This is a genomic window from Pseudomonas artemisiae, assembly GCF_057128685.1.
Window position 1 is genome coordinate 212,576 of sequence record NZ_JBSKHS010000004.1, and the last position, 16,986, is coordinate 229,561.

Genomic DNA, 16,986 nt, shown 5'->3' on the forward strand with positions numbered 1-16,986 from the left:
AAAAAAGTTAGATTGCCCTTCTTATCGGCGGAACCGGTGAATCTTGAGTCATCGGCTCAATAGTGGCGATGTGCGGTCATTGTGCGGGCTGGGACTTCAGGTACGCGACCAGGTCGCTGAGTTTCTGATCGCTGCCGATCCACCAGAAATTCATGCGGGTGCCGGGTACCACGGCCTTAGGGTCGTCAATATAGGCTTTGAGCGTGTCTTCGTCCCACACAACGCTTGCCTGCTGCATGGCGGCTGAATACTGATAGTCGCTGGTACCGGCCTTACGGCCCACCACGCCATTGAGCTGCGGTCCGAATGCCGCTTGTGCCCCTGGGCCAATGGCATGGCAGCCGGTGCAGCGGGCTTGGAAGATCGCGCGGCCAGCCTCCACGTCGCCATCGGCCAATACCGGCGGGGCCAGGGCGCAGAACACCATCAGGCTCAGGGCATACTGTAAGGGGCGAGGCATTGGACGCTCCAGGGTAAAGAGTGAACGGGCATAAATAGAGCGGATAGCCCTTCGACACAAGCGGCAAGCTAGCGACACCTTGTCGCACCTGAACCCCCTCCGTACCCTGGCGGTCTATCTAGCCACATAGCCTAGGCAGGATCGCCATGAACGCCCAACGTGCTACAGCATACCCTTCGACAATATTGCCCCAACGTGGGGTGGGCCTGTGCGGGTTGACCCTTGCCCTGGCCCTGACGGCAGGTTGTAGCGGCAACAATACCCGATCAGACGTGACCGCCCCAGGGGCGGACAAAAAAGCGTCGACCATCGCCCTGGACAGCGGGGCCGCTTTATTGCAAAGCCGGCCGCCCATCGATGCCCTCAATGCCTACCTGGACGGGTTTCACTTCTACAACGGCCACCCTGGCGCCCAGATGGAAGCCCACCACTACTGCTCGATCCTTAACGAAGAAGTGATTCAGTGCGTGATCTATGACGGTAACGTCAAGGATGCCAAGTTGATGGGGGTTGAATACATCATCAGCGAGCAGCTTTTTGCCACCTTGCCGGCGGCAGAGAAACCTCTTTGGCACAGCCACGGGCATGAGGTGAAGTCCGGCCAGCTGGTTGCGCCTGGAATCCCGGCGCCTGCCGAACATGCGCTGATGGAGAAGCTGGTGCACACCTACGGTAAAACCTGGCACACCTGGCATACGGACCTGGACAAAACCCTGCCCTTGGGCGTGCCTCAACTGATGATGGGGTTTACCGCCGACGGGCAGATCGACCCTGCGCTGGTGGCCGAACGGGACCATCGATTGGGCGTAAACAGCGCCGAGGAAAAACGTCAACGGGCCGACATCATAGCGCCCCAGGTTGCCCCTGGCGCCGATGCCTGGCAGCAGGGCAAGGTCATACAGCTCAGTGATCCCACGGGCCAGCAGCACGGGGCCATGCAACGGGGGCAGGGGGTGAACCCCACAACTGGCCAGAACGCCCATTCCATTGAACCTCGACCGCGCCAATGAGCGAAGCGGCGCTTTGCCTTAACAAGCGAAGCGCGTACAGTTAACCCACCGCCATGGTTGTGACGTCTGGTTGTCGTGGCCCTATCCGCTGTAAACGAGGGTGACATGTCCGATCAGAAACTCGACGCTCTTGATGAGCGGTCGATCAGTGACTTTTTCAAGGCGCTGGCCGCGATTCATATTTGTGGTGTGCCCAATTGGGGCCATCAAACCCAGGTTAACGAATTTCTCACTCGGGCCCTGGGCCCCGAGGCGCCGGGTTATCTGCAGGCCGAATTGCTTGGCTATTTAAGCGGCCTGGTGGTGACGGGGGCCATCTGCGCGGATGAAGTCACGTACTTCACCCAGCAGATTCGCGCCCTTACTGCCCGCGGCCTGTTGTAGGCAGCAGGCCCTGTGGGCCGTGAACGAGGTGACCGTTGAAAGCGCCGTTGATCGCAGTGTTGTCCATTGTCGCGCCACTGGCAGTGGCAGCCCAAACGCCTGAAGAGGTGTTCCGAACCAGCTGCGGGGTGTGTCATGACGGTCAATTGGCCAGCGCCCCTAAAAAAGGCGACAGTGTGGCGTGGGAGCCGCGACTGGCTAAAGGAAGCGAGGTGCTGCTGGAGAATGTAAAAAAAGGCTATAGCGTCATGCCGCCAAAGGGCATGTGCTTTACCTGCACCGATGACGACCTGCGCGCCGTCATCGAGTGGATGGCCCACTAACCCTTCAGTGCCCGCTGTGTGCGCCGTGCTCGGCATTCAAGGGCCGAACGGGGGCGCTAACTTCAAGGGTTTGCTGTACGCCCTGGCTGTCTTCCACGGTCAGTGTCAGCGCAACCTTATCGCCAGCATTCACCGCGCCGTTAAGGCCCATCAGCATGATGTGATAGCCCTGAGGGTCCAGTGATACCGGCTGATGCGCAGGCAATGGCACAGCCTTGACCTCTGTCATGCTCATGACATCACCGTCCATGCGCATCCGGTGAATCTGTACCTCACGCGCCAGAGGTGACCGAACCGCCAACAGACGCGAGGCACTATCGGCGGTCAGCGTCATAAAAGCGCCGGTCGCAGGCTGCCCCGGCACCGCGGCACGCACCCAGGCATCGCTGACCTTGGTATCGGCCATCACGGCACCTGCCCAGGCAAGGGACAGCAAGCAGGTAAAGGCAAAGCGGTTCATCAGCACAACTCCATCAAGGTGAGCAAATCTTCCGCGCATTCCGGCGCGGTCAAGGAATGGGACAGGCCAAGGCGCAGTGTGCCCCGTGAGTCGTATACATAGCTGGTCGAGGTATGGGAAATGGTATAGGTATCGCCAGCTGGAACCTTCTCGTAGAACACCTTGAATTCCTTGGCCACCGCTGCGATTTGCTCAGGCGTGCCTGTGAGCGCCTCGAATGAAGGGTCGAAGATTTTGACGTAGGTTTCCAGCACCTGTGGGGTATCGCGTTCCGGGTCCAGGGTAATGAACACCACCTGAAGCCGCTCGCCGTCCCTGCCCATCAACCGCTTGGCCTGTACCGCCCTGGCCAGGGTGGTTGGGCACACCGCGGGGCACTGGGTGAAGCCGAAAAACACCATCGGCATTTTGCCCCAGTAACTGGACAGGGTTTTGGTGTTGCCCTGGGTATCGGTGAGTTTGAAGGTGCGCCCGAACGCTTCGTTGCTCAAGTTCTTGCCGTGTTTGAAGTCCAGGTCGCTCCCGCGATCGCAGCCCGCCAGCGCACCTAGGGCCAGCACGCTGCTGCCCGCCAAGAGTTGGCGTCGTGTGAGGTCAATCATTGTGGTTCCTATACCGGACAGGTGCGCGACAGGTATCAAGGCCCAGGGGCTTTGTTGGTTCAAGGTAGGTCGCGTTCATGGGGCGGAATCTAACACCGCTGGTGCCAGGTTAGCCACCAGATACCGCCTTGAACGTGATCACACGAGCGCTACTGTTGATCCTGGGCATCCTGTCACTGCCTTGAGAAGCTGAGTTATCCACGTCGATATAACCAACACTGATAGAACGGATCGATGCAGACGATTTCTGATTGGAAACCACCCCTTTTAAGCTAGGGGTCGCTTTCAGCCGTTCAGAGGTTTTCATGTCCAAACTGTTTACGCCGTTTTCGCTCAAATCCGTTACCTTGCGCAACCGCATCGCGGTGCCGCCCATGTGCCAATACAGCGCCCATGACGGCTACGTGAATGACTGGCACCTGGCTCACTACACCAGCCTGGCCCGTGGCGGCGCTGGCCTGGTGATCGTAGAAGCGACCGCGGTATCCCCAGAAGGGCGCATTACCCCCGGCTGCACAGGGCTGTGGAACGACGAGCAAGGCGAGGGCATGGCGCAGATCGCTGCGGCCATCAAGGCCGGTGGCGCCGTGGCGGGCATTCAGATCGCCCACGCCGGGCGCAAGGCGAGCGCGAACCGCCCGTGGGAAGGTGATGACCACATTGCCGCCAGCGACGCCCGCAGCTGGGAAACCTTGTCGCCTTCGGCTACCGCCTTTGGCGCCAACCTGCCTCAGGTGCCTCGGGAAATGACCCTCGAAGACATCGAGCGTGTGCGAGATGATTTCGTTGCCACCGCGCGACGTGCCCTGGAGGCTGGTTTTGAGTGGCTTGAGCTGCACTTTGCCCATGGCTACCTGGCCCAGAGCTTCTTCTCTGCCCACGCCAACCAGCGTACCGACGCCTACGGTGGCAGCGCTGAGAACCGTGGCCGCTTCCTGCTCGAGACCCTTGAAGCCGTGCGTGAAGTGTGGCCAGAACACCTGCCGCTGACCGCGCGCTTCGGTGTGCTGGAATTCGACGGTAACGATGAGCAAACCTTGAAAGAGTCCATCGCCCTGGTCAAAACCATGCGAGGCGCGGGCCTGGATATGCTTAGCGTGAGCATCGGCTTCAGCACGCCCGAGGCGAATATTCCGTGGGGCCCGGCGTTCCTGGCGCCTATCGCGCAACGGGTGCGTAAGGAAGCGGGCTTGCCAGTGGCCACGGCCTGGGGCGTGGATGAACCGCAGTTGTGCGAGGACACCATCGCCAATGACCAATTGGACTTGGTAATGGTGGGCCGCGCCCACTTGGCCGACCCACACTGGAGCTATTACGCCGCCAAACAGCTTGGGGTGGACAAGCCCTCTTGGGTATTGCCCGCGCCTTACGCGCACTGGCTGCAGCGTTACGAGCCTGCCGCGCGCCGTTAAACCCTGGCTAGCGCTTCCCAGGCCAGCCTGGGAAGCCTGTGCAAGCTTAAAGCAAGCTCGCCGCCAGGCTGCTCATTCACCTACAGCGGCGTGGCCCAGGGACAATGGCCCTTGAAGGGCTGTGGCAATCTGCACGCTTGCCTGGGGGCGCCCATAAAAATAGCCCTGCGCATAGTTACAGCCGTTATCTGCCAGCCAAGTGGGTAAATGGGGCAGGTGAAAATCTTCGATACCTTCGGCGGTCACCTTCATCTTCAGGCTGCGCGCCATCCCTAGAATCGCTTCCACCATGGGTAGGTGCTCAGTTTGCCCTGGCTCGAAGAACGATCGGTCTATCTTGATTTTGTCGATGGACAATCGGGTCAAGTGATAAAGCCCGGAATACCCTGTGCCAAAGTCATCCAAGGCCACCGTGATGCCATGAGCACGAAGCTTGCTCAGGTTGCGTTGCGCGGCTTCGAGATTTCCTACCAAGGCTTCTTCGGTGATCTCCACCTCGAAACGCCCGAAGTCAAAGTGTTCCGCCCTCAGTTGTTCGAGCAACCGCTCTGGGAACAGCTCGTCTGTAATCATGGCGGCACTGACATTCAGCGACAAGTGAAGGTCAGCGCTCCATTGGCGGCTTGCCCGGCAGGCTTGCCTGACCAGCGAACGTGTCATGGCCGGGATCAAGCCAAGGCGCTCCAATACTGGAATAAAATCCCCAGGCATGCCGAGGCTTCCATCGGGCTTCATCCAGCGGGCAAGAATTTCAAAACCGACGACAGTTTGCGAAGGCAGCCTGACGATCGGCTGAAAAAAGGGAACAATCTCTTCGCGTTCGACAGCCTGTTTGAGGCATGCCACCAGTTCGTCTTGAGCCCGACGCTGGCCTTCATAGGCGTTATCGTAAAAGTTGAACACCGAGCGGCCGCTTTTTTTCCCTCGATACATGGCGATGTCTGCGCAGTGAAGAAGCGCGGAGGGATCGGAGGCGTCCGTCCAGGATCGAGAAATGCCTATGGTTGCCCCTAATCGAACAGGCTCGCGTGTTTCCAGTATAGGCGCGCTCAGCTTGGCGATAGCCAGTTCGGCGATTCTGCTTAGCTCGCTTTCTTCCTCAAACGACAACAGTAACAGGCAGAATTCGTCTCCACCCAAGCGCACGGCTCTGCCGTTGCATAGACACGCTACGGTCTCAAGCCTGCGCGCAACTTCTCTGAGTACAACGTCGCCAACCGAGTGGCCGTGCTGATCGTTGATGGCTTTGAAATGGTCGAGATCGATCAGCATGATCGCGGCAGGGTGCTGCTCGCCGAGCTGTTCCTGGAGCAGGTCCATGAATACACGCCGGTTGATCAAGCCACTGAGCGAATCATATTTGGCCAATGCTTCGGTTTGAGCCTGCAAACGCTGCAGGCTCTGGTAACTCGATTGGGTATTGGCCACCAAACGCTTTAGCACTATGGCCGGTATGATCAGAGAAATTAAGGAAAACCCGGCCGAAGTCAGTACAAACTTCCACCGTTCGCCTTCTTCGAAATCACCGTCATAAGGCAGGTTTAGCCACCGCATTACATGGATTTCAAGCTTGAATTCCCACAGGACGGCAAGCCCCACAACGGTGAGCAGGATAAGTAACAGCCACACAGATAGGCGATAAGCATTTCGGCGATGTAAGTCGGTCATGGTCGGCCTCGCTGGGCCAGTAAGCGCTGGAATGATGTCAGACAGCCATCATCCCACATACGTTCATTCAACGGTCATAGATCTACTGCATGTGTTCGATTAGGCCACGACGGCTCTGTTCCGGAACACCATGGGGCGCCGTGCTGGACTGCTAATGCAGTGTATCCAGGGGCACGGCGCCCGCGCGGGAGCGTTAAATCAAGTAGCCTACTAGCGCAGCGCCCTTACCACTCTACGACGATTTTGCCAAAGTGGCCGCCGCTTTCCTGAAACTTGAAGGCCTCCGCCAATTGCTCCAGGGTAAAGCTTTTATCCAGCACGGGGTGAATGCCGCCTTGTTCCAGCGCGGCGACGTAGTCCTGCTGCTGGCGGCGAGTACCCACGATCAGCCCTTGCAGGCGAGCTTGCTTGGCCATCAACACGGAAGTAGGCACTTCGCCACCGCGCCCCGTCAGCACGCCGATCAACGAAATATGCCCACCCACCCGTACGGCGGTGATGGACTGCGCCAAGGTGCCAGGGCCGCCTACTTCCACGACATGGTCCACACCTCGGCCATTGGTCCAATCCATTACGGCTTTGCCCCACTCAGGGGTATCCCGGTAATTGATGGTATGGTCCGCGCCCATGGCTTTGGCCCTGTCGAGCTTCTCGTCCGAGGATGAGGTAATCACCACCCGTGCGCCGAACAGTTTGGCGATTTGCAGCGCGGCGATGGATACCCCCCCGGTGCCCAGCAGCAATACGGTGTCACCGGCCTTGAGCTGCCCATCGGCAACCAAGGCACGCCAGGCGGTCAGGCCGGCAGTGGTGATGGTAGCGGCTTCGGCATGGGTCCAACCGCGCGGGGTTTTGGTGAAGGCCGTGGCCGATCGCACCACATATTGCGCGGAAAACCCTTGGGTACCGTCCCCGGGGGTGTGCCGGAAATGCCCTACAGAAGGGGTGGGCAGGCCATCTTGCCACTGTGGAAAGAATACCGAGACCACCGGATCACCCACGCTGAACTCCGTTACCCCTTCGCCGATGGCTTCGACCACCCCGGCGCCATCGGCCATCAAGATGCGGCCATCTTCGGTAGGAATGCTGCCGTTTGCCACCAGCAGGTCATGGTAGTTCAGCGAGGTGGCATGAACCGCGACTCGCAGCTCTCCTGGGCCTGGGGCGCCTGGGTCGGCGATGTCTTCCAAATGCAGGTTGTCTAGACCGCCGGGTTGACGCACGACTAACGCTTTCATGTAGGTAATCTCCAGGCCGATATACAGGCCTACTGGGCCGCCAAAAGGTAGCCGTTGATCGGGAACCTGGCGCCGTGTGCTTACAGCCAGATTCTTTCGAAGTCAGAAAGTAGAAAGGTGCGCCGCAGGCGAGTTCAAGTGGCGTGATTGGCCGCTGAACCTGTGATTGAGGTTGCTGTTGGAAGAATATGCTACATTCAGCCCATAAGTACCGCCCGGAGGGGCCGCGATGTTATTCAGCTTGATAGGTAAAAAGAGCAAGGCCGAGGAGAAACAGGACGGTGCGTTCCTGGACGCCCTAAGCCGGATCGAAACCTTGCAAGTGCGAGACGGCTGCGTTTCCATGGATATCTCTGACCTTAAAACCCGCGTACGTGCTTCTCGGGAAAACACTAAAAGGCTGGTAGCGGCGCAACGCTAAGGGCCGTCGATGGGCGTATTGCTGCTACTCGCGCTATTGGTTAGCGGCTTTTTGTTTTGCCTGAAAAACCCCAGCGTGTACAACCGCCTTCATCGCTACGAAGGCCAGTTACTGTATCTGCAAGTTGCCCGTTATGGGTTGGTCTGCGTTTACCTCTCCGTTGCTTTCTGGCTGACCATGGCCAGTGCCACCTCCCATGCCTGGGGTGGTTATTGCCTGCGCAGCACCTGCATACCTGCGTTCTCCACTGACTGGCTGGGCTGGCTCGGTACTCAATTTATGGCCTTGGGCCTGGTGGACACGCAGCCAACGGGGCAGGTGGCGGCATTCGCTACCCTAGTGGGATTGTTGGCCATGTGCCTGCCTGCACCTTGGGCGAAGTTCTTGACCTGGCGCCTGAAAAAACGCCTCAAGCACCTGGCACCAGCCGCTGCCCACCGGATCGACGACCAGGTGATGGGCACCTACCTGCTGCGTGAATCCGTGCAGCACAGCCCGCGCTTGTTGATGCTCTACGAAGCCTTTGGCAACCGCGAGCATGTGATGCTATCCATGGAGGATCGCAAGGTATACGTGGGCTATATCATTTCCCTGGGCGCGCCTACGGAAGTGGTAGGCATCGACCAGGAAATTCTTTTGGTGCCGACGTTGAGCGGCTACCGTCATGAAGAAACCCTGAAGGTGGAGTACACCACCCACTATGCCGCCATCGAGGTGTACAGCCCCATTGCCTTGAGGCAGGAGCATATTGTGTCTGCCACCCGCTTCAGCGAATCCATTCGTGGCCACTTCGACGCGTTCGAGCAGGGGCCTGGCCGCGCTTACACGGCCCCTAACGCCCAACGGCTCGAACCGCCCATCGCTGACTGAAACAAAAGCCCTATCCAGCAGGCGGACTTTTCGTTCTTGGGCATGCGCAGGGCGTTTTGCGAACGTAACGGCGCGGGCATCTGCCGATAATCCCGAAGGATTACCTCCAGGAGCTCGCCCATGACCACTCATACCCCTGGGCAGGTTTCGCCTGCCACTCTGCGCAAGGTCATCGCCGCCTCGGCGATTGGTAACTTCGTCGAATGGTTCGACTTTGCGATCTACGGCTTTCTTGCCACCATCATCGCCAATCAGTTTTTCACCAGTAACAGCGCCAGCGTAGCCTTACTGAAAACCTTTGCGGTGTTTGCCGTGGCCTTTGCCTTAAGGCCCCTGGGCGGGATCGTGTTCGGCGCGCTGGGCGACCGGCTGGGGCGCAAGCGTATTCTCTCGATCACCATTTTGATGATGGCCGGGGCCACTACGGTAATCGGCCTGCTGCCCACGTATGCCAGCATCGGCCTGTTGGCACCCATGCTGCTCACGCTGGCGCGCTGTGTCCAAGGGTTTTCCGCCGGCGGTGAATATGCCGGGGCAGTGGCCTACCTGATGGAGCATGCGCCACGGCACAAGCGCGCCTGGTACGGCAGCTTCGTACCGGTCTCGACCTTCTCCGCGTTCGCCGTGGCGGCGGTGTTCGCCTATGTGCTGGAAGCCAGCCTGTCGCCGGATGCCATGGCGGCCTGGGGCTGGCGCGTGCCCTTCCTGGCGGCCGCGCCTTTGGGCATAGTGGGGCTGATCTTGCGCTGGCGCATGGAGGAAACCCCGGCCTTCAAGGCGGCCCAGGCCGAAGGCGCCGTGCAGGCACACTCTCCACTGAAAGAAACGTTGCGCAGCCACGGCAGTGCGATGTGCTGCCTAGGGGCGTTCATCTCGCTAACGGCGTTGTCGTTCTATATGTTTACCACTTATTTTGCGACCTACCTGCAAGTGGTGGGGCACCTTAGCCGGGCGCAGTCGTTGCTGGTGTCTACGGTGGCTTTAGTGTTTGCCGCAGCCGCCTGCCCGGCCGCGGGCGCCTTCTCAGACCGGATAGGCCGGCGCAAAACCATAGGCTTTACCTGCCTATGGGTAATGCTGACGGTATTCCCCGCCTACTGGTTGGCCAGCTCCGGCCAAATGGGCCAAGCCGTCGCCGGCGTGGTGCTACTAGCGGTAGGCGCGCTGCTGTGCAACGTGGTCACAGCGGCGCTGCTGTCGGAAACCTTCCCCACCCGTACGCGTTATACCGGTTCGGCCATTACTTACAACATGGCTTACACGCTGTTCGGCGGCACCGCGCCGCTGATGGCGACCTGGCTGATTGGCCTTACGGGAAGCAACCTGGCCCCAGCGTTTTACCTGGTAGTCATTGCCTTGTTGGCCATGGCTGGCGGCATGGCGCTGCCAGAAACCTCTCGGATTTCTTTGCATGGGGACGATAACGAGCCAGCCGAAGCCCGGCCGGTTGTATGCCATTAGCTTAAGCGGGGCACTAGGCCGCCCGCTTAAGCACAGGCGAGGGCCTTAGCTGAACCCGCTCACTGCATGGGGCACGTAGGGCGCTTCCAGGCGCTGTACGTCTTCGTCGGAGAGTTCCACCTGCAACGCAGCGATGGCGTCGTCCAGTTGGCCTACCTTGGAGGCCCCTACGATAGGCGCAGACACGCCACGCTTGCGCAACACCCAGGCCAAGGCGATCTGCGCCATCGGCAGGCCGCGTTCCTGCGCAAGCTGCTCAACCGCATCGATCACTTTGCCGTCTAGGTCTTCGGCGCCCTTGAAGAAGGACTGCCCCGACAGGTCGGTACGGGTGCGCTCGGTTTCTACACCGCGTGGGCGCGTGAGCCGGCCGCGGGCCAGAGGGCTCCAAGGCATCAGGCCCACACCCTGGTCGAGGCAAAGCGGGATCATCTCGCGCTCTTCTTCGCGGTATAGCAAATTGACGAAGTTCTGCATGGTAACGAAACGGCTCCAACCGTTGGTTGCCGCCACCTGTTGGGCCTTGGCGAACTGCCAGGCGAACATGGACGAGGCGCCCAGGTAGCGGGCCTTACCGGCCTTGACCACGTCGTGCAAGGCTTCCATGGTTTCTTCAATAGGGGTGTGATAGTCCCAGCGGTGGATCTGGTACAGGTCAACATAGTCTACGCCCAGGCGTTTGAGGCTAGCGTCGATGCTGCCGAAGATGGCCTTGCGCGACAGCCCCTGCTCGTTTGGCTTGGAGGTGCCCTGGCCCATGTTGGCAGGGTAGAACACTTTGGTCGCGATCACGGTTTCGTCGCGCTGGGTGAATGCCTTCAGCAATTTGCCCACGATCACTTCGGAAGTACCGGCCGAGTAGCTGTTGGCGGTATCGAAGAAGTTGATCCCATGTTCCACGGCGCGACGGATGATTGGCCGGCTGGCGGTTTCGTCGAGGGTCCAGGGGTGGGTGCCCGATTGCGGCTCACCAAAGGTCATGCAGCCCAGGCACAGGGGAGAGACATCCAGGCCGGTGGAGCCTAGCTTTACATATTTCATCGGATTTCCTTTATTCATGAACCTTGGCCATTGGAGCCTTGGCCCTGTACGGAAAGTCGGCAAGCAATGGCTTGAGGCGATGGACGGGCGCTGTACCTGGCATCACCCTGTAAGCAAACCACCGGCCCTTTCAATGTTAAGAGTTATAACATAACATTATGCGCCGACTGTTTTGCCAGGAGTTGCTTACCGTGGATACCGTTTTCAACCCTGCCGCGGGCGCATTTGCTCGGCTGCCGGTCACCTTGCTGTCCGGGTTTCTCGGCGCGGGGAAAACAACTGTGCTCAACCATATTCTTAATAACCGTGAACACCGCAAGGTGGCGGTGATCGTCAACGACATGTCCGAGGTGAACATCGACGCGGCCTTGGTACGGGGTGGCGGGGCAGGCTTGTCGCGTACCGAGGAGCGGTTGGTGGAGATGAGCAACGGCTGCATTTGCTGCACCTTGCGCGAAGACCTGTTGATCGAAGTCGCTCGCTTGGCCAAGGAAGGGCGCTTTGACCAACTGGTGATCGAGTCCACAGGTATTTCCGAGCCAATGCCGGTGGCGGAAACCTTCACCTTTACGGATGAACAGGGTGTGTCGCTGTCGGCCGTGGCCCGGCTCGATACGTTGGTAACGGTAGTGGATGCCTTTAACTTTCTGAGGGATTACAGCTGCGAGGACAGCATCGCCGAGCGGGGCGAGTCCTTGGGCGAAGAAGACACCCGTGCCGTGGTCGACTTGCTGGTGGAGCAGATCGAATTCTGCGATGTCATTGTGCTCAACAAGCTGGACCTGGTCGCCCCGGAGGAGCGCGATCGGCTGTGGGCCCTGCTTGAGCGGCTCAATCCACGGGCACGGATCGAGGCGGCGGAATTTGGCCGAGTACCCTTAGGCACAGTGCTGGATACCGGGTTATTCGATTTCGAGCAGGCGGCCAACGCCCCCGGCTGGCTGCGCGAATTACGCGGTGAGCACGTACCTGAAACCGAAACCTATGGCATTGGCAGCTTCGTATACCGTGCCCGAAGGCCGTTCCACCCAGAGCGTTTGCACGCCGCCGTCACTGAAGGTTGGCCGGGGGTAGTGCGCTCCAAGGGGTTTATCTGGTTGGCCCACCAGCCGAGCCACGCCTACGCCTGGTCCCAGGCAGGCGTCATCTGTCGACGGGAGCCGGCAGGGCAGTGGTGGGTGTCGGTGCCTAAGGCGCAATGGCCTACCGAGCCTGACGAGCTAGCGGCGATCCAGGCGCTGTGGCAGGGCGAGGTGGGCGATGCTCGCCAAGAACTGGTGCTGATCGGCATGGGGATGGACCAAGCCGCGCTCACCGCGATGCTCGATGGCTGCCTGCTCAGCGATGACGAGTGGGCAATGCCCGCGCACAGCTGGGCATTGCCCGCAGAGGACTAGAACAGAAGGTACCTGGCGGGCTTATTTGCCGAGAGCGCTCCCACGAACGCGGCCCCCGTTCGCGCCCATCAGGCTACTTCCTGATACGGGTGCGCAGGGGGCATGGATTAAAACGTCGACTCAGCGCACCTATAACCAGCACGACCGTGGATCAATCGACCTTTAGGAACAGCAGCGTTTGACCATTCGGTCACATCTGCCTAGGGTAGCCGGCTTTCACGCGTTCTTGGGATGAACATGGCTAACCGCTACACATTGCCTTCAACGGTCTACTTGTTGGGTTTAACGATTTTTACACTGGTTACCGCCGAGTTTATGGTAGCTGGGATCATGCCTGGGTTGGCAGAGGCCTTCTCGGTGAGCCTGGCCAAGGTCGGCAACCTGATTGCGTTTTATGCGTTGGGCATGGCCTTGGGTGGCCCGGTGGTCAGCGTGTTGCTGATTGCCCAGGGTATTGGTAATAAGCGCGCATTGATCGTGCTGCTTGTGGTGTACGTGGCCGCTGGCACCCTGGCCGCCGCCGCGCCCACTTACAACTGCTTGCTGCTGGCGCGTATCCTGATGGGCGTTGCCAGCGCAGGCTGCCTGGGCTTGTGCATGACCCTCTGCGCTGAACTTGTGCCCCTGGAGGCACGGGGCAGGGCGGTGTCCGTGGTCCTGGCCGGGCTGATGATGTCCCCCGTGGCTGGGGTACCGCTGACCAACTGGATCGAGCACGGGTTTGGGTGGCGAGCCAGTAGCTGGGTAATCGTGGTGTTGTCTGTGCTGTGTACGGTGCTGGTAAGCCTGCGCTTGCCGCCAGGCACCTCCGATCAACAGCAGAACCTTCGTTCGCAATGGACCGCCCTGCACAGCCGTAGCCTGTGGGGCGCTTACCTCACCAGCGGGTTGATCATTGGTGCGACCTTCGCCGCGTTCAGTTACATCACCCCCATCCTGATCGAGGAAGTAGGCGTGCGGCCGGGCGCCGTGGCGCCGCTGTTGGCGCTCTATGGGGTTGCCAACCTAGTAGGCAACATGGTGGTCGGGCGTATCGCTGATCGCCATACGTTCGCCGCCTTAGGCTGGGGCTTGACCTTGCTGATAGTAGCATTGACCGGCTTTGCCCTCGCCGGCGCCCATACTGCTCTGAACCTGGCGTGTCTGATTGCGGTAGGCCTGACCGGCGTAGCCCTAAACCCGGCCATGGTCGCGCGGGTGATGAAAGCCGCCGAACCCGGCGCGCTGGTCAATACCCTGCACACCTCCGTGATCACCGCAGGCCTGGCCTTTGGCAGCTGGGCGGGGGGAGCGGTGATCGATGCCGGCCATGGCCTGCGCTCGCCCCTGTGGGTAGGGGCGGCGATGGCGTTGCTTGGGCTGATCAGCCTGGCGCCTGCGCTGTTGGCATCTCCTTCGGTGCCTAGGCCTTGCTCTGAGTAAGGCTTAGAGTTCAAAGCGGGGGCGCCTGGGCAGGGCGAGGGTTAAGCACCTGCCTGTTGGGAACCAAAGTCGGCCGTGGGCCACTCAAGGGCAAGGCGGTACCGCCAGTATCACTTGAGACAGGGCTTTGCATGCCACTTCCAATCAAGCGCCCCACGCCCGTGGCAACCTTTGAGCTACCCATCGAGGTGAATTGCGACGCGATGCACTTCACCGTGGCCGGTCGCTGCATGACGCCACTGGACGGCCCGCAACGGGCATTGTTCCTGGCTGCCCTTAGGCCGCTGAGGCTGGACTGGCCGCACCCTCAGAGCGATAGCCGCGGCCATAACGCCTGGCTCTATATCGTGTCATTGGCGGGTGAAGACGCCCAGGTCGCGGTGGTGGTAAACACCGAGGGGCACCTGCTTAAGTTGCGCGCGTTTAGGCCCGCCTACGATGGATTGCCGGCCAAGACACTGACGTTCGCGGCCTTCCTGCCGCCGGCCGTGGCCAACGAGCCGGCTGGCCAATTCGCCCTTACAGGGCCGAACCCTGCCTAGCCCGCCTGATCAAGGACGCCTCTACCCGTGGATATCTCTCGCAGCAACTCCCTCCCGCGCATTGGTCCAGCCGCTTTAGACATTAACCGCCCCGTCGAACAGCGGGCGTCGAGCGTTCCCCTAACGTTGCTTGGCAACACGTATTCGATTACTCCGCGTCGCAATGGCATGCCGCTTAGCGGCGAGTCACTGGCGGCGTTCGAGCAAGGCTGCAAGCCTTTCAGCCAGGTGAGGGTATTTACAGGACGTGGAGGCGAAAAACATGCGGTGTACAGGGCCCGTTGGAAGCCCGGCAATGGTGCGATCGCGACGATGATGGATGTCATTGTGCATTTGGACAAGAACGGCCTGCCTATGAAAATGCAAGCCTCGGAGATGGACTTTCACGCGTATGCACATGGCCAACTGGGTCGGTCGTTGTTTGATATCCGAATACACAATGCAACACACGCTCGGCTCTAGCCTGTATTGAGCAAATGCACCTAAAAGCCTACACCCAATGAAACGACCACCCTTAGCCCCTGTCGCAACCATCAGGCCCTCTTGATGGAGCAATAGCATGAGCACTCACACAACCCACACCCCTGTATGGCTAATCACCGGCTGTTCCACCGGCTTCGGCCGCGAATTGGCCAAGTTGGTCATCGACCGAGGCTGGCACTTGGTGGCCACGGCGCGGGATAAAAGCCGCGTGGCTGACTTGGCTGAAACAGCCGAGGACCGGGTCCTGGCCTTAGAGCTGGACGTAAGCGAGCCGGCTCAGGTAGAAGCAGCCGTGGCCGCCGCCAAGGCGCGCTTTGGCCGGATAGATGTACTCGTTAACAATGCCGGCTACGGTTACCAGAGTTCGATCGAGGAAGGCGACGAGGCGCAAATCCGGGCGCAATTCGACGCCAACGTGTTCGGCCTGTTCGCGGTCACCCGCGCGGTGCTGCCCATCATGCGCGCCCAGCGCAGCGGCCATATCATCAACATCACGTCAGTGGCCGGGTTGATCGGCTTTCCTGGCTCCGGGTATTACGCTGCGTCCAAACATGCCGTAGAAGGCTTCTCTGACGCCCTGAGTGCCGAGGTTACGCCACTGGGCATTGCCGTTACGTGCGTTGAGCCGGGGCCGTTCCGCACCGATTGGGCGGGGCGCTCCTTGCAACAGACCCCCTCGCGGATCGACGACTACAAAGACACCGCCGGTAAACGCTTGGCGTCCACCAAACAGTCGAGTGGTACGCAATCTGGTGACCCGGTGCGCGCGGGCGAGGCCATGATCGCGCTGACCCAACTGCCAGCGCCGCCGCGCCACTTGGTGCTGGGCAGTTGGGGGTACGAAGCCGTGGTCGCCGATCGCCAGGCGCGCCTGAAGCAGATCGAGCAGCTGCGGGAAATCAGCGTAGGAACGGACTTTCCTAAAGGCGATTAAGCCTTGCAGGCGGCCAGCCAGGTAAGTGAGCCGCCTGGCCCATAGGCTTGTCACCTGTATCTGAAGCCAACCCGCACGACTGGAGAACCAATGAGCCTGATCAGCCCTGCGGTACTGCAAGATTTGACCCCGCAGGGCGTACTACGCGCCGCCATCAACCTGGGCAATCCTGTATTGGCCCAGCGTGACGGACGGGGCGCTCTGACGGGGGTTTCGGTCACCCTGGCCCAGGCCTTGGCGGAAGAGTTAGGGGTACCACTGGAACTGATACCCTTCGATGCGGCAGGCAAGGTGTTTTCGGCTCTGGAGAGCGGCGCCTGGGATATAGCGTTTCTGGCCATCGAACCGGTGAGGGAAGCACAGATTGCATTCAGCAGCCCCTATGTGATCATCGAAGGCACCTACCTGGTCGCGGCTGATGCGCCTTATCAGGAGGTCGGCGAGCTGGACCAACCAGGGCTGAGGCTTGCAGTAGGCAAAGGCGCTGCGTATGACCTGTTTTTAAGCCGCACGCTTGAGCATGCAGAGCTGGTACGGGCTGAGACCTCTGCCGCGGCAGTCACGCTGTTCCTAGAGCAGGGGTTGGATGCCGCCGCGGGGGTGCGTCAACCTTTGGAAAAGGTCGCCGCATCGAACCCTCGCGTGCGTGTGCTCAAGGGCGCCTTTACCTCGATTCGACAAGCGATGGCTGTACCCAAGAGGCAGGTGTCAGGCGCTGCCTATGTGAGGGACTTCGTTGAGCGCAAAAAAGCAGAGGGTGCTATCCACCGCGCGTTGGCAGCCACTGGCCAGGCTGACGTGACGGTGGCCAGCTGACCTAGGGTACGCCTGCTTCGGCACGCCGGTAAAACCGCCGCC

19 protein-coding genes are annotated in these 16,986 nt (G+C 60.2%); 13 read left to right on the top strand and 6 right to left on the bottom strand.

The genetic code is table 11. The features are described from left to right. Positions 1-76 precede the first annotated feature (76 nt). Positions 77-460: a c-type cytochrome gene (locus tag ACWKV4_RS07115; RefSeq protein ID WP_483831367.1), complete on the bottom strand. Its 384-nt coding sequence runs from the start codon at positions 458-460 to the stop codon at positions 77-79. Positions 461-606: 146 nt separating this feature from the next. On the opposite strand from ACWKV4_RS07115, the gene ACWKV4_RS07120 reads away from it, so the two are divergent. From ACWKV4_RS07120 to ACWKV4_RS07130, 3 genes are all read left to right on the top strand, one after another. After that, a complete protein-coding gene (locus tag ACWKV4_RS07120) occupies positions 607-1,470 on the top strand; it encodes an OBAP family protein (RefSeq protein WP_483831368.1) in 864 nt (287 codons plus the stop codon). Between the two features lie 105 nt (positions 1,471-1,575). Further along, positions 1,576-1,854 carry a hypothetical protein gene (locus tag ACWKV4_RS07125; RefSeq protein ID WP_483831369.1) on the top strand — a complete coding sequence of 93 codons (279 nt, stop codon included), beginning with the start codon at positions 1,576-1,578 and terminating at the stop codon, positions 1,852-1,854. Between the two features lie 35 nt (positions 1,855-1,889). Beyond that, entirely contained in the window at positions 1,890-2,177 is a 288-nt protein-coding gene (locus ACWKV4_RS07130; RefSeq protein WP_483831370.1) for a c-type cytochrome, read from the top strand. Positions 2,178-2,181: 4 nt separating this feature from the next. Here the strand turns inward: ACWKV4_RS07130 and ACWKV4_RS07135 are convergent, their stop codons facing one another. Both ACWKV4_RS07135 and ACWKV4_RS07140 read right to left on the bottom strand, forming a co-directional pair. Next, on the bottom strand, positions 2,182-2,637 hold the full coding sequence (locus tag ACWKV4_RS07135) for a copper chaperone PCu(A)C (RefSeq protein ID WP_483831371.1): 456 nt from the start codon (positions 2,635-2,637) through the stop codon (positions 2,182-2,184). Continuing rightward, a complete protein-coding gene (locus ACWKV4_RS07140) occupies positions 2,637-3,239 on the bottom strand; it encodes an SCO family protein (RefSeq protein WP_483831372.1) in 603 nt (200 codons plus the stop codon). The genes ACWKV4_RS07135 and ACWKV4_RS07140 overlap by 1 nt, the downstream gene beginning before the upstream one ends. Positions 3,240-3,544: 305 nt before the next feature. Here ACWKV4_RS07140 and ACWKV4_RS07145 point away from each other — a divergent pair, with 305 nt between their 5' ends. Next, positions 3,545-4,651: an NADH:flavin oxidoreductase/NADH oxidase gene (locus ACWKV4_RS07145; protein WP_483831373.1), complete on the top strand. Its 1,107-nt coding sequence runs from the start codon at positions 3,545-3,547 to the stop codon at positions 4,649-4,651. A gap of 72 nt (positions 4,652-4,723) precedes the next feature. Here ACWKV4_RS07145 and ACWKV4_RS07150 read toward each other — a convergent pair whose 3' ends face one another. Both ACWKV4_RS07150 and ACWKV4_RS07155 read right to left on the bottom strand, forming a co-directional pair. After that, positions 4,724-6,319 carry a putative bifunctional diguanylate cyclase/phosphodiesterase gene (locus ACWKV4_RS07150; RefSeq protein WP_483831374.1) on the bottom strand — a complete coding sequence of 532 codons (1,596 nt, stop codon included), beginning with the start codon at positions 6,317-6,319 and terminating at the stop codon, positions 4,724-4,726. Positions 6,320-6,543: 224 nt separating this feature from the next. Further along, positions 6,544-7,557 carry a zinc-dependent alcohol dehydrogenase family protein gene (locus ACWKV4_RS07155; RefSeq protein WP_483831375.1) on the bottom strand — a complete coding sequence of 338 codons (1,014 nt, stop codon included), beginning with the start codon at positions 7,555-7,557 and terminating at the stop codon, positions 6,544-6,546. 229 nt (positions 7,558-7,786) lie between these two features. Between ACWKV4_RS07155 and ACWKV4_RS07160 the strand changes: the two genes are divergently transcribed. The 3 genes from ACWKV4_RS07160 (at position 7,787) to ACWKV4_RS07170 (ending at position 10,309) form a co-directional block, all read left to right on the top strand. Then, positions 7,787-7,978, top strand: a complete 192-nt coding sequence (locus tag ACWKV4_RS07160; protein WP_483831376.1) for a hypothetical protein — start codon at positions 7,787-7,789, stop codon at positions 7,976-7,978. Positions 7,979-7,987: 9 nt separating this feature from the next. Beyond that, positions 7,988-8,848 carry a hypothetical protein gene (locus tag ACWKV4_RS07165; protein ID WP_483831377.1) on the top strand — a complete coding sequence of 287 codons (861 nt, stop codon included), beginning with the start codon at positions 7,988-7,990 and terminating at the stop codon, positions 8,846-8,848. A 120-nt stretch (positions 8,849-8,968) separates the two neighbouring features. Continuing rightward, positions 8,969-10,309 carry an MFS transporter gene (locus ACWKV4_RS07170; RefSeq protein ID WP_483831378.1) on the top strand — a complete coding sequence of 447 codons (1,341 nt, stop codon included), beginning with the start codon at positions 8,969-8,971 and terminating at the stop codon, positions 10,307-10,309. A gap of 45 nt (positions 10,310-10,354) precedes the next feature. On the opposite strand, the gene ACWKV4_RS07175 is transcribed toward ACWKV4_RS07170, so the two are convergent. Further along, positions 10,355-11,350, bottom strand: coding sequence for an aldo/keto reductase (locus tag ACWKV4_RS07175; protein WP_483831379.1), 996 nt, complete (start codon positions 11,348-11,350; stop codon positions 10,355-10,357). A gap of 191 nt (positions 11,351-11,541) precedes the next feature. Here ACWKV4_RS07175 and zigA point away from each other — a divergent pair, with 191 nt between their 5' ends. The 6 genes from zigA (at position 11,542) to ACWKV4_RS07205 (ending at position 16,944) form a co-directional block, all read left to right on the top strand. After that, the gene (gene zigA, locus ACWKV4_RS07180) at positions 11,542-12,747 is read left to right on the top strand and encodes a zinc metallochaperone GTPase ZigA (RefSeq protein WP_483831380.1); all 1,206 of its coding nucleotides are present in this window, start codon (positions 11,542-11,544) and stop codon (positions 12,745-12,747) included. Between the two features lie 237 nt (positions 12,748-12,984). Further along, a complete protein-coding gene (locus tag ACWKV4_RS07185; protein WP_483831381.1) occupies positions 12,985-14,169 on the top strand; it encodes an MFS transporter in 1,185 nt (394 codons plus the stop codon). Positions 14,170-14,300: 131 nt separating this feature from the next. Continuing rightward, complete coding sequence (locus ACWKV4_RS07190) at positions 14,301-14,711, top strand: hypothetical protein (RefSeq protein WP_483831382.1); 411 nt, start codon at positions 14,301-14,303, stop codon at positions 14,709-14,711. A gap of 27 nt (positions 14,712-14,738) precedes the next feature. Then, positions 14,739-15,173, top strand: coding sequence for a hypothetical protein (locus ACWKV4_RS07195; protein ID WP_483831383.1), 435 nt, complete (start codon positions 14,739-14,741; stop codon positions 15,171-15,173). Between the two features lie 97 nt (positions 15,174-15,270). Then, a complete protein-coding gene (locus ACWKV4_RS07200) occupies positions 15,271-16,128 on the top strand; it encodes an oxidoreductase (protein WP_483831384.1) in 858 nt (285 codons plus the stop codon). Between the two features lie 90 nt (positions 16,129-16,218). After that, positions 16,219-16,944: an ABC transporter substrate-binding protein gene (locus tag ACWKV4_RS07205; protein WP_483831385.1), complete on the top strand. Its 726-nt coding sequence runs from the start codon at positions 16,219-16,221 to the stop codon at positions 16,942-16,944. The last annotated feature ends 42 nt before the right edge of the window (positions 16,945-16,986 follow it).